Origin of the sequence: Photorhabdus temperata, from assembly GCF_025384845.1 — a bacterium.
Taxonomy (GTDB): domain Bacteria; phylum Pseudomonadota; class Gammaproteobacteria; order Enterobacterales; family Enterobacteriaceae; genus Photorhabdus; species Photorhabdus temperata.
Map to the genome: position 1 here is coordinate 142,477 of NZ_JAJAFX010000003.1, position 11,941 is coordinate 154,417.

Below are 11,941 nucleotides of genomic sequence, written 5' to 3' on the forward strand. Positions count from 1 at the left end.
TAATGTTGGGAAAATTAACACTTGATGCAATCCCATTGCATGAGCCCATTATCATGGTCACTCTTGCAGGGATTCTCTTCGGAGGGCTCGCAGTTGTCGGAGCCCTGACCTATTTCCGTAAATGGAAATGGCTGTGGAGCGAGTGGTTAACCAGCGTTGACCACAAAAAAATCGGTATTATGTACATCATCGTGGCGCTGGTCATGATGCTCCGTGGCTTTGCCGATGCCATCATGATGCGCGGTCAGCAGGCTGTCGCCTCCGCTGGCGAAGCAGGTTTCCTGCCGCCGCATCACTATGACCAGATCTTTACCGCCCACGGCGTCATCATGATTTTCTTCATGGCAACACCTTTCGTTGTCGGCCTGATGAACATCGTGGTTCCACTACAGATCGGTGCCCGTGACGTTGCGTTTCCATTCCTGAACTCACTGAGTTTCTGGTTCTTTGTCGTTGGTGTCGCACTGATTAACATCTCGCTGGGTGTAGGTGAATTCGCTCAAACTGGCTGGTTAGCCTACCCTCCACTCTCAGGTATAGAGTATAGCCCTGGCGTTGGGGTCGATTACTGGATATGGAGTCTCCAGATATCGGGTATCGGTACGCTGCTGACAGGCGTTAACTTCTTTGCCACGATCCTGCGGATGCGTGCCCCCGGCATGTCTATGATGAAAATGCCTGTATTCTCTTGGGCAGCACTGTGTACTAACGTACTGATCATCGCAGCATTCCCGATTCTGACTGTTACCATTGCCCTGCTGACTTTCGACCGCTACATGGGCACCCATTTCTTTACCAATGATATGGGCGGTAACATGATGATGTATATCAACCTGATATGGGCCTGGGGTCACCCTGAGGTTTATATTTTGGTACTGCCGGTCTTTGGTGTCTTCTCTGAAGTTACTGCGACGTTCTCGAAAAAACGGCTGTTCGGCTATACTTCTCTGGTATGGGCAACCATTGCCATTACCGTGTTGTCGTTCATCGTATGGCTGCATCACTTCTTTACAATGGGCTCCGGCGCGAACGTTAACGCCTTCTTCGGTATAGCCACCATGATTATCTCGATTCCGACAGGGGTTAAGATCTTCAACTGGCTGTTCACGATGTATCAGGGCCGTATTGAGTATAAAACACCGATGTTGTGGACTGTTGGCTTTATCGTCACCTTCTCGATCGGTGGTATGACTGGGGTTCTGCTGGCTGTTCCGGGTGCAAACTTCGTTCTGCATAACAGTCTGTTCCTGATCGCACACTTCCATAACGTTATCATCGGTGGTGTTGTCTTCGGTTGTTTCGCTGGTACTGCTTACTGGTTCCCAAAAGCATTTGGTTTCACACTAAATGAAAAATGGGGTGTCCGCGCATTCTGGTTCTGGATCATTGGCTTCTTCATCGGCTTTATGCCAGTTTACGCACTCGGCTTCATGGGTATGACCCGTCGTATCAGCCAGGATATCAACCCTGAATTCCATACTCTGCTGGTTGTCTCCGCAATCGGTGTTGCACTGATTGCCGTTGGTATCTTGTGTCAGGTCATTCAATTCTACGTCAGTATCCGTGACCGTGACCAAAACCGTGACCTAACTGGCGACCCTTGGGGCGGGCGTACTCTGGAGTGGGCAACATCTTCTCCACCACCATTTTATAACTTTGCTGACGTTCCACATGTTCAAACCCGTGATGCATGGTGGGATATGAAAGAAAAAGGCACAGCTTATAAGCGTCCTGCTAAATATGAAGAAATTCATATGCCTAAAAATGCCGGTGCAGGTGTGATTATTGCAGGCTTCAGCTTGCTTTTTGGTTTCGCTATGATTTGGCATATCTGGTGGCTGGCTATCGCAGGCTTCGCCGGCATGATTATCACTTGGATCGCGAAAAGCTTTGATAACGATGTTGATTACTACGTACCCGTTGCTGAAGTTGAGCAAATTGAGAATCAACACCATGAACAAATTAGCAAGGCAGGTCTGAACCATGTCAACTGAAACTATGACTAACCACAATCATGCCCATGAGGATCATGGGCACCACGATGCGGGAGCCACTAAGGTATTCGGTTTCTGGATCTACTTGATGAGTGACTGTATTTTGTTCGCATGTCTGTTTGCGACTTATGCAGTGCTGGTTAACGGAACCGCGGGCGGCAAATCTGGTAAAGAAATTTTCGACCTCTCTTTTGTACTGGTTGAAACTTTCCTGCTGTTATTCAGTAGTATCACTTATGGCTTTGCCATGCTGGGTATGAACAAAGGCAAAATCGGCCAGGTTAACGCTTGGCTCGGTATGACTTTCCTGTTCGGCCTTGGCTTCGTGGCAATGGAACTGTATGAATTCCATCATCTGATTGCAGACGGCTACGGCCCTGACCGCAGTGCGTTCATGTCTGGATTCTTCGCACTGGTCGCCACTCACGGTATCCACGTTACCTGTGGTCTGGTCTGGATTATCATCATGATAATTCAGGTAACACGCCGCGGATTAACCGATGTTAATAAAACCCGTCTGAACTGTCTGAGCTTATTCTGGCACTTCCTTGATGTGGTGTGGATCTGTGTGTTTACCGTTGTTTATCTGTTAGGAGCTATGTAATGAGTCATTCAAATACAGCTCATACTGGAGCTAGCCACGGTAGCCTGAAGTCTTATATTATCGGCTTTGTTCTTTCAGTCATCCTGACAGTGATTCCGTTCTGGATGGTAATGGATGGTTCCGCCTCCCATACCACTATCCTGACAACGGTAGTCGCTCTAGCTGTTGTGCAGATTCTTGTTCATTTTATCTACTTCCTGCACATGAACACTTCGTCAGAAGAGCGTTGGAACTTAGTCGCATTGCTGTTCACTATTTTGATTATCGGTATTGTTGTTGTTGGCTCGCTATGGATCATGTACAACCTCAACATTAATATGATGGTTGATTAAAGAGCTGCATATTATGATTAAGCAATACCTGCAAGTAACTAAACCAGGAATTATTTTCGGCAATTTAATTTCTGTGATCGGTGGTTTTCTACTCGCCTCGAAAGGGGTGATTGATTACTCTTTGTTCATCTCGACTCTACTCGGCGTCTCATTAGTCGTGGCTTCTGGTTGTGTATTTAACAACTACATTGACCGTGACATCGATCGGATCATGGAAAGAACAAAAAACCGCGTCCTTGTAAAAGGGCTTATTGATCCGAAAATCAGCCTGATTTATGCATCAATACTGGGTATTGCTGGCATGGCGCTGCTCTATGTAGCAGCCAATGCCTTAGCAATGCAATTAGCGATTATCGGTTTTGTCGTATATGTAGGGGTTTACAGCCTTTATATGAAAAGGAAATCTGTCTATGGCACGTTGATCGGCAGTTTGTCCGGCGCTGCACCTCCGGTTATCGGTTATTGTGCAGTGACTGGTCAGTTTGACACGGGCGCGTTGATCCTGTTACTGATTTTCAGTTTGTGGCAAATGCCGCACTCCTATGCCATTGCTATCTTCCGTTTCAAGGATTATCAGGCAGCGAACATCCCTGTACTACCCGTGATTAAAGGCATCTCTGTGGCGAAAAACCATATTATCCTTTATATCCTGGCATTTATGATTGCAACTCTCATGTTGGCAATCAGCGGTTACGCTGGTTACAAATATCTGATTGTTGCAGCAGCAGTCAGCATCTGGTGGCTGGGAATGGCATTATCCGGTTATAAAACAGCTAATGACCGCGTTTGGGCCCGTAAGTTATTTGTCTTTTCCATTGTGGCAATCACTTCCCTGAGTGTCATGATGTCTGTTGACCCAAATGTGTCCTCAGAAACCTTTCTAACTTACGTCCGGTAATTCTCCCTGATGGCAGTGGCATACGCCTCTGCCATCAGTTTCCTTTTCATCTCCTTCCCCCTTCCCTTATACTTCAATATTATTAATTCAATTAACTATTTACCACTTATCAGAAACCTATCTACAATGGCACATCTAAATATTTCGAGGTAACCATGAACGATAATAAAATGACGCCACTTGAGCTTCGGGCGACATGGGGCTTAGGCTCAGTTTTTTCTTTGCGTATGCTGGGCATGTTCATGGTCCTTCCTGTCTTAACAACCTATGGTCTTGATCTAAAAGGTTCTACCGAAGCTCTTATTGGCATCGCTATTGGCATTTATGGTTTAACTCAGGCAATTTTCCAGATCCCTTTTGGCCTGCTTTCTGACAAAATTGGCCGTAAGCCCTTAATTGTTGGTGGACTACTACTCTTTGTTCTTGGCAGTATCACGGCAGCTCTCAGTGATTCTATCTGGGGCATAATCGTTGGGCGCGCACTCCAGGGGGCTGGTGCTATATCCGCCGCAATTATGGCTCTGCTTTCTGATTTGACCCGCGAACAAAACCGAACTAAGGCAATGGCATTTATTGGCATTAGCTTTGGAGTCACTTTCGCCATAGCAATTGTACTTGGCCCAATTCTTACTCATGCCATTGGCTTAAATGGCCTGTTTTGGGGCATTACCATTTTAGCCGGTTGTGGCATTCTAATAACATTATTTGCTGTTCCTTCCACAGATAAACACGTTCTTAACCGTGAATCAGACATTGTTCGTCACAGTTTCCATAAAGTTTTAGCTGATAGCCAACTACTAAAACTTAACTTTGGCATTCTCAGTTTGCACGCTTTGCTAATGGCAAGCTTTGTCGCCTTGCCTCTGGTTATGCAACAAGCTGGATTCCCAGCCCAACAGCATTGGAAGGTTTATCTGATCACCATGCTGATTTCATTCTTATCTGTTTTGCCTTTCATTATCTACGCAGAAAAAAAGCGCCGCATGAAACAAGTGTTTCTGTTATGTATCACACTGCTATTTATCGCCGAAATTGTATTGTGGTCAGCAGGACACCATTTGTGGACAATCTTTGTTGGCATACAAATTTTCTTTATTGCTTTCAATATAATGGAAGCTATTCTGCCATCACTTATCAGCAAAGAAGCGCCGGCGGGTTACAAAGGTACAGCAATGGGAATTTACTCCACCAGTCAGTTTTTAGGCGTAGCTTTGGGCGGTAGCCTTGGTGGCTGGTTATATGAATTAAAGGGAGCATCGCTGGTATTTATGGCAGGCATCGCTCTGACAATTATTTGGTTTATTATCAGCACGACAATGAAACAACCCCCTTATGTCAGCAGTATCAGAATTTCGCTGCCAGAAAATAGAGTAAATAAGACATTGCTGGAACAAAAAATTCTTGTTCAACCCGGTGTTCGCGAAGTTGTTATTGTGCCGGAAGAGTGCAGCGCTTACATAAAAGTAGATACTAAGCAGACGAGCAGAGCACAACTTGAGCAATTGATAGCATAACTTACAGCAACTTTCGCTAATAAAACCCCCTCATTCCGGTTCGATATTGAAGGGAAATTGGGGATGGGATTCCCGCTCAGAAATATCCCACCCCACATTAGGCCAAATATGTTAATCCATTAAGCGGAGCTGGTTAGCCAATACGGGAAAAATCAATCCCGGAAATTAGTAAACTGGAATGGCTGCCCTAATTCTGCTCCACGGACTAATGCCATAACACTCTGCAAATCATCACGCGCTTTACCGGTTACCCGCACCTGCTCACCCTGAATCTGAGCCTGCACTTTCAATTTACTATCCTTAATCAGCTTCACGATCTTTTTCGCTGTAGGGGTATCAATCCCCTGTTTCAGAGTCGCCTCAACGCTATAAGTTTTACCACTGTGCAGCATATCATCAGGGATATTTAGTGCAGCTCCATCAATACCACGTTTAGCCAGTTTTTCACGTATAATATCAACCAACTGATTTACCTGAAAATCTGACTCACTGGCAATCTTGATAGATTCACTTTTTTCATTTAATTCAAAACTGGCGCTGACATTACGGAAATCCCAGCGTGTAGCAAGCTCACGCTGCGCGTTTTCTACCGCATTGCGAACTTCATGTATATCAATTTCTGAGACAATATCGAAAGATGGCATTATCCGTGACCTCCTGATAATCAATAAGTTGGCATAATAACCGCTTTCCATTGTTAGCAAAAGCTCTATACTCCGATTAGCGGGATCTTGCTATTTCCATTCAATATTACAGCGTCTTGCAACGAGGGTATATTATGAAGATAACCGTTCTTGGCTGTGGCGCTATAGGAAAACTGTGGCTGGCAGCATTATCACAACAAAAACACCAGGTACAAGGTTGGCTAAGAATCCCCCAGCCTGATTTACCTGTTCATATTGACGAAATTAGTGGAGAAGCATTTAACCAGCGGATCCCAACTAATGACAATGACCATCTTGCCAACAGCGAATTACTGATTGTCTGCCTGAAGGCCTGGCAAGTATCTGATGCGGTTAATAATCTGCTCCCCAAACTTTCATCTGATTGCCCAATCTTATTACTACACAATGGCATGGGTTCCCAGGAAGAATTGCTATCTGCGCCTAATCCAATACTCCTTGGCGTCACAACTCACGGCGCATATCAGAATGACCAACAGGTTTATCATACGGCTTCTGGACTAACACATATTGGCTCTGCAACATCCAATGCCACTGAACTCAGCTCTCTGGCCGATATTCTGCATCAGGCTTTACCGGACGTTGCATGGCATAATGAAATTCTCTCTATTAGTTGGCTGAAACTCGCTGCTAACTGTGTCATAAACCCACTTACTGCAATTTATGAATGTCGGAATGGAGATTTGCTTCGCTACCCGGAACAATTAAATGTTCTGTGTGAAGAAATCATTCAGGTTATGGAGCGAGAAAACATACATACTTCTATCGATAGCTTAACTGCCTATGTCTACGATGTTATTGAGCGCACAGCAAAAAACTACTCTTCGATGTTGCAAGATATCCGCGCCAAACGTCACACTGAAATTGACTATATCACTGGATATTTATTGCGCCGAGCCCGTACTCATGGCCTGTCTGCTCCTGAGAATATCCGTCTATATAACCGGATAAAACGTAAGGAAAGTGATTATGAACCATTCAGCACTCATCTGCCTAGCTCATGGTAGTGAAAAAGCAGACAAAAATGCCCTGCTTAAGATTAAATCATTGAGGCTCCCCTGATGGGAAGCCTCTAAATATCGTAATTAAGGCCGATAAACTTTCACATTATCAAACCCCTGCTCACACAAATAAAGCGCCTGTAAACGGCTCATCACTCCGCGCTCACAATAGAGAAGATAGGTTTTCTCTTTAGGTAAATTACCAAACTGACTGCTTAATTTATAGAACGGCAATGATTTGATTTCTACGCCATTCATCTGCAATGGGCGATCATCTTGTTCATCAGGTGAGCGAATATCCAGTAATACATCTGTTGAAGCAAATTCAGTGACTGTTTCAACTTCAACGACTCGCTCACTGCTTTGTTCTGCGATCTGACGGATATCAATATTCTGAGCTTCACTGATAACCTTTTCCAGAATATCAAAATCGAAATTAGCCTCTTCTGCTTCAATTTTGGCTTTAACCGCTTTTACAGTCGGACTTTTAGAAATAACCCCACAAAACTCAGGCATCGTACGGGCAAAATCCTCAGTGCCAATTTCGCGTGCCAATTTGATAATGTGCTCTTTATCATGAGAAATCAGCGGCCGCAGAATCAAAGTATCCGATGCATTATCAATCAAACGCAGATTAGTCAGCGTCTGGCTGGAAACCTGTCCCAATGCCTCACCGGTAACAATGGCCTGCACGCCATAACGTTCTGCAACTTTAGATGCCGCTCTTACCATCATCCGTTTAAGCACCACACCCATTTGGCCGTCATCAACTTTTTCCAGAATTTCAGCGACTACAGGTTCAAAATCCACAGCAACAAAACGGACTTTATGGGAACTACCAAAGCGGTTCCAAAGATAATGAGCGACCTGCTTCACACCAATTTCATGAGCAGAGCCACCAAGATTAAAGAAACAATAATGAACACGGCAGCCACGGCGCATCAACATATAGCTGGAAACACCAGAATCAAAACCACCGGAAATCAGAGACAGCACATCTTCCTGCGTTCCGATAGGAAAACCGCCAATGCCTTCATAACGGGCTTTCACCAGAATCAGTGTATCCTGCTCAATTTCCAGATTAACGGTAACATCAGGATGAGTCAGTTTTACTTTCGCAGATTCAATGTGCTGGTTTAAACCACCACCGACATAGCGCTCTACCTCATTAGAAGTAAACGCATGTTTACCACGGCGTTTAACCCGTACACAAAATGTTTTGTTATGGAGCGATTCACCATAAGCCTCATAAGCTTGTTCAAAGATATGATGCATATCACGAAATTCACGCTCTTCTACTTGCAGAATATGGTGAATACCGGGAATACGTGTCAACGCATCACAAATTTGAGCGCCAAGGTTTTCATCTTTAGTACGAACTTCGATATTATCCCAATGGCGAACTACCGCAATATTATCTCCCAATGCCTTGAGCACATTGCGAATATTACTGGCGAGAATTTTAATAAAGCGCAAACGGACAGTTTGGCTCTTAATCGTGATTTCTGGGAATAATTTAATAATAAACTTCATAGTGAGTTATAGTAGTCGTTAGGAGTTTTGATAAATGAAACTGACATCATGTTCTGGTAGTCAAATCAGGCTGCGGAGTATAGCACTATCTCACGACATAGCGCGCAAAAAATACAAAACCAGTTAAGGATTTGTTTGCACCAGCATAATAGGATAGTCTGCAACCCTCAGGCGAACTCTAAATAGTAAAAAAGATTATGCCAAAGAAAAACGCAATATCAGAAAGCCCAGACAGTACACCAGAAACCACACCAGCAATGACATTTGAAAGCTCATTAAAAGAGTTGGAGCGCATTGTCGTCCGTCTTGAATCCGGTGAACTGGCACTGGAAGAAGCCTTGAATGAATTTGAACGTGGTATTCAGTTAGCCCGTCAAGGACAACAGACTCTGCAACAAGCAGAACAGCGGGTGCAAATTCTTCTTAACGATGACGCCCAATCTCCGCTGAATAACTTCTCCCCGGATACTGAGTGAATCTATGTCTGAACAAAACCCAATTCAATTCAAAGAACAACTTAAGGCCTGTCAACAACGCGTCAATAACGTTCTGACAACCACATTATCTTCATTGGCATTTACCAACCCACTGGTTCCGGCAATGCAATATGGCGCTTTACTTGGTGGCAAGCGTCTGCGTCCATTTTTAGTTTATGCCATAGGTGACATGTTTGGATTATCTGCCAATAATCTGGATGCGCCAGCCGCAGCAGTCGAATGCATTCATGCTTTTTCATTAATTCATGACGACTTACCCGCAATGGATAACGATGATTTACGCCGTGGGCAACCAACTTGCCACATCAAATTTGGTGAAGCTCACGCTATTTTGGCGGGAGATGCATTACAGTCTCTGGCATTTGAAATCTTATCTAAAAGAGAAATGCCAGATGTGACAACAGCTGATCGCCTTGAAATGCTTTCTGAGCTGGCAACAGCCAGTGGTATCGCCGGTATGTGTGGCGGTCAGGCTCTGGACTTAGAAGCTGAAGGCAAACAGATTGATCTTCATGCGCTGGAACAAATTCATCGCCACAAAACGGGGGCTCTAATCCGTTGCGCTGTCAGAATAGGAGCCTATGGCGCGGGCAAGAATGGACATGATGCCTTACCTGAATTGGATCAATATGCCCAAGCTATTGGCCTCGCTTTCCAGGTTCATGACGATATTCTTGATGTCATTGGCGATACCGAAATGATTGGGAAGCGTCAAGGCAGTGACCAACAATTAAGAAAAAGTACCTACCCGGCATTGCTGGGGTTAGAACAAGCACAGAAAAAAGCGCACGAGCTGTATCAAGAAGCGCTAGAATCATTGAATAAACTGGAAGAAAAATCCTATAACACAACAATGCTGCGTGCACTTGCCAGCTTTATCATTGAGCGTAACAACTAATTGCCTATCCCAATAGGTGTTATCGTTACATAAATAGCCTAATGGGATGGGCTCTAAGGTCTGTTGGTAAATTTGACTTCCAACAGCTCTATTAATAAACACTTCTTAACGAGCATCAAATGAGCATTGATATAGCCAAATACCCAACATTGGCATTAGCGGAAAATCCTGAAGAACTTCGTATGTTGCCAAAAGAGAGCCTGCCGAAGTTATGTGATGAACTTCGGCAATTCTTGCTAAACAGTGTCAGTCGCTCCAGTGGTCATTTTGCTTCCGGTCTTGGTACCGTTGAGCTGACTGTGGCATTGCATTATGTCTATAAAACGCCTTTCGATAAACTAGTATGGGATGTTGGTCATCAGGCTTATCCGCACAAGATCCTGACAGGACGCCGGGATCGTATTGATACTATTCGTCAGAAAAATGGACTTCATGCCTTCCCTTGGCGGGATGAAAGTGAATACGACACCTTGTGCGTCGGGCACTCATCTACCTCTATTAGCGCAGGATTAGGTATAGCAATTGCCGCTCAACGCGAAGGCAAAGGTCGCCGTACAGTCTGTGTTATTGGTGACGGTGCGATAACGGCGGGTATGGCCTTTGAAGCGATGAACCACGCGGGAGATATCGACCCGGATATGCTGGTCATTCTTAATGACAACGAAATGTCTATCTCAGAGAACGTCGGAGCGTTAAATAACCATCTGGCTCAACTTCTTTCCGGTAAGCTTTATACCACACTGCGAGAAGGTGGAAAAAAGGTCTTTTCTAACCTGCCACCCATTAAAGAATTACTGAAAAAAACCGAAGAACACATCAAAGGGATGGTCATTCCCGGCACAATGTTTGAAGAATTGGGCTTTAACTACATAGGGCCGATTGACGGACATGATGTACTGACATTAACTCAAACACTGAAAAACATGCGCGAGCTGAAAGGGCCACAACTCCTGCATATCATGACCAAAAAAGGCCGTGGCTATGCACCAGCCGAAAAAGATCCTATCAGTTGGCATGCGGTGCCTAAATTTGATCCGGCTAGCGGTACATTACCCAAGAGTTCAGACAACCGCCCAACGTTCTCCAAAATATTTGGAGACTGGCTATGTGAAGAAGCCGCTAACGATAAAAAACTGATGGCAATCACTCCGGCTATGCGTGAAGGCTCTGGTATGGTGCGATTCTCCCGCGAATATCCGGATCAATACTTTGATGTCGCTATCGCAGAGCAACATGCCGTGACTTTTGCCGCTGGTTTGGCAATTGGTGGTTACAAGCCGATTGTCGCTATCTACTCAACATTCCTGCAACGTGCTTATGACCAGGTTATTCATGATGTCGCAATCCAGAATCTGCCTGTGCTGTTCGCAATAGATCGCGGTGGCATCGTTGGCGCAGATGGTCAGACACATCAAGGAGCCTTTGATCTCTCATTCCTTCGTTGCATTCCCAACATGGTGATTATGGCACCGAGTGATGAGAACGAATGCCGCCAAATGCTGCATACCGGTTATCATTACCAGCAAGGTCCGGTAGCTGTACGCTATCCGCGAGGAGCCGGAACTGGCGCAGAACGTCAACCATTTGAACAGTTGCCCATCGGTAAAGGTGTTATTCGCCGTCAGGGTAAGAAGATAGCAATTCTGAACTTTGGCACTCTATTACCCGATGCAATAACAGCAGCAGAATCACTGGACGCGACTGTCATTGATATGCGTTTTGTTAAGCCACTGGATAAAGAGCTGGTTCTGCAAATGGCTGGCAGCCATGATTTACTGGTCACGTTGGAAGAAAACGCGGTTATGGGCGGTGCCGGCAGTGGCGTCAATGAACTGCTGATGCAGGAAGGTCAACTTGTGCAAATTCTAAATATCGGCCTGCCTGACCAATTTGTGCCACAAGGCAGCCAGGAAGAAATCAGAGCTGATTTAGGGCTTGATGCCGCAGGTATTCAAAATAGTATCAACAAAAGGCTATTTTCCTGAGT

Annotated in this window: 11 protein-coding genes; 9 read left to right on the forward strand and 2 right to left on the reverse strand. The window is 45.0% G+C overall.

Annotation, left to right across the window (positions count from 1 at the left end):
- Window positions 1-2: 2 nt before the first annotated feature.
- The 5 genes from cyoB (at window position 3) to LGZ99_RS02240 (ending at window position 5,342) form a co-directional block, all read left to right on the forward strand.
- Window positions 3-1,994 carry a cytochrome o ubiquinol oxidase subunit I gene (cyoB, locus tag LGZ99_RS02220; protein ID WP_021323482.1) on the forward strand — a complete coding sequence of 664 codons (1,992 nt, stop codon included), beginning with the start codon at window positions 3-5 and terminating at the stop codon, window positions 1,992-1,994.
- Entirely contained in the window at window positions 1,984-2,598 is a 615-nt protein-coding gene (locus tag LGZ99_RS02225; RefSeq protein ID WP_036836957.1) for a cytochrome o ubiquinol oxidase subunit III, read from the forward strand. The genes cyoB and LGZ99_RS02225 overlap by 11 nt, the downstream gene beginning before the upstream one ends.
- Complete coding sequence (locus LGZ99_RS02230; RefSeq protein WP_021323480.1) at window positions 2,598-2,930, forward strand: cytochrome o ubiquinol oxidase subunit IV; 333 nt, start codon at window positions 2,598-2,600, stop codon at window positions 2,928-2,930. The genes LGZ99_RS02225 and LGZ99_RS02230 overlap by 1 nt, the downstream gene beginning before the upstream one ends.
- Before the next feature lie 13 nt (window positions 2,931-2,943).
- Entirely contained in the window at window positions 2,944-3,828 is an 885-nt protein-coding gene (gene cyoE, locus LGZ99_RS02235) for a heme o synthase (protein WP_023043755.1), read from the forward strand.
- Window positions 3,829-3,983: 155 nt separating this feature from the next.
- The gene (locus tag LGZ99_RS02240) at window positions 3,984-5,342 is read left to right on the forward strand and encodes an MFS transporter (RefSeq protein ID WP_023043754.1); all 1,359 of its coding nucleotides are present in this window, start codon (window positions 3,984-3,986) and stop codon (window positions 5,340-5,342) included.
- A gap of 152 nt (window positions 5,343-5,494) precedes the next feature.
- Here the strand turns inward: LGZ99_RS02240 and LGZ99_RS02245 are convergent, their stop codons facing one another.
- Window positions 5,495-5,986, reverse strand: a complete 492-nt coding sequence (locus tag LGZ99_RS02245; protein WP_021323478.1) for a YajQ family cyclic di-GMP-binding protein — start codon at window positions 5,984-5,986, stop codon at window positions 5,495-5,497.
- Window positions 5,987-6,120: 134 nt separating this feature from the next.
- On the opposite strand from LGZ99_RS02245, the gene panE reads away from it, so the two are divergent.
- On the forward strand, window positions 6,121-7,032 hold the full coding sequence (gene panE, locus LGZ99_RS02250) for a 2-dehydropantoate 2-reductase (RefSeq protein ID WP_023043753.1): 912 nt from the start codon (window positions 6,121-6,123) through the stop codon (window positions 7,030-7,032).
- Between the two features lie 78 nt (window positions 7,033-7,110).
- On the opposite strand, the gene thiI is transcribed toward panE, so the two are convergent.
- On the reverse strand, window positions 7,111-8,559 hold the full coding sequence (thiI, locus tag LGZ99_RS02255) for a tRNA uracil 4-sulfurtransferase ThiI (RefSeq protein ID WP_021323475.1): 1,449 nt from the start codon (window positions 8,557-8,559) through the stop codon (window positions 7,111-7,113).
- 197 nt (window positions 8,560-8,756) lie between these two features.
- Between thiI and xseB the strand changes: the two genes are divergently transcribed.
- The 3 genes from xseB to dxs all read left to right on the forward strand — a co-directional run bounded on the left by xseB (window position 8,757) and on the right by dxs (window position 11,939).
- Entirely contained in the window at window positions 8,757-9,035 is a 279-nt protein-coding gene (xseB, locus tag LGZ99_RS02260; protein ID WP_021323474.1) for an exodeoxyribonuclease VII small subunit, read from the forward strand.
- A 4-nt stretch (window positions 9,036-9,039) separates the two neighbouring features.
- A complete protein-coding gene (gene ispA / locus LGZ99_RS02265) occupies window positions 9,040-9,954 on the forward strand; it encodes a (2E,6E)-farnesyl diphosphate synthase (RefSeq protein ID WP_036836960.1) in 915 nt (304 codons plus the stop codon).
- 119 nt (window positions 9,955-10,073) lie between these two features.
- Complete coding sequence (gene dxs / locus LGZ99_RS02270; protein ID WP_262978817.1) at window positions 10,074-11,939, forward strand: 1-deoxy-D-xylulose-5-phosphate synthase; 1,866 nt, start codon at window positions 10,074-10,076, stop codon at window positions 11,937-11,939.
- Window positions 11,940-11,941: the final 2 nt, after the last annotated feature.

Excerpts from the sequence above, each read along its gene's own strand:
- cyoE (WP_023043755.1), top strand. The coding sequence starts at position 2,944 with ATGATTAAGCAATACCTGCAAGTAACTAAACCAGGAATTATTTTCGGC.
- cyoB (WP_021323482.1), top strand. The coding sequence starts at position 3 with ATGTTGGGAAAATTAACACTTGATGCAATCCCATTGCATGAGCCCATT.
- ispA (WP_036836960.1), top strand. The coding sequence starts at position 9,040 with ATGTCTGAACAAAACCCAATTCAATTCAAAGAACAACTTAAGGCCTGT.
- thiI (WP_021323475.1), bottom strand. The coding sequence starts at position 8,559 with ATGAAGTTTATTATTAAATTATTCCCAGAAATCACGATTAAGAGCCAA.
- panE (WP_023043753.1), top strand. The coding sequence starts at position 6,121 with ATGAAGATAACCGTTCTTGGCTGTGGCGCTATAGGAAAACTGTGGCTG.
- dxs (WP_262978817.1), top strand. The coding sequence starts at position 10,074 with ATGAGCATTGATATAGCCAAATACCCAACATTGGCATTAGCGGAAAAT.
- LGZ99_RS02240 (WP_023043754.1), top strand. The coding sequence starts at position 3,984 with ATGAACGATAATAAAATGACGCCACTTGAGCTTCGGGCGACATGGGGC.
- LGZ99_RS02230 (WP_021323480.1), top strand. The coding sequence starts at position 2,598 with ATGAGTCATTCAAATACAGCTCATACTGGAGCTAGCCACGGTAGCCTG.
- LGZ99_RS02245 (WP_021323478.1), bottom strand. The coding sequence starts at position 5,986 with ATGCCATCTTTCGATATTGTCTCAGAAATTGATATACATGAAGTTCGC.
- xseB (WP_021323474.1), top strand. The coding sequence starts at position 8,757 with ATGCCAAAGAAAAACGCAATATCAGAAAGCCCAGACAGTACACCAGAA.
- LGZ99_RS02225 (WP_036836957.1), top strand. The coding sequence starts at position 1,984 with ATGTCAACTGAAACTATGACTAACCACAATCATGCCCATGAGGATCAT.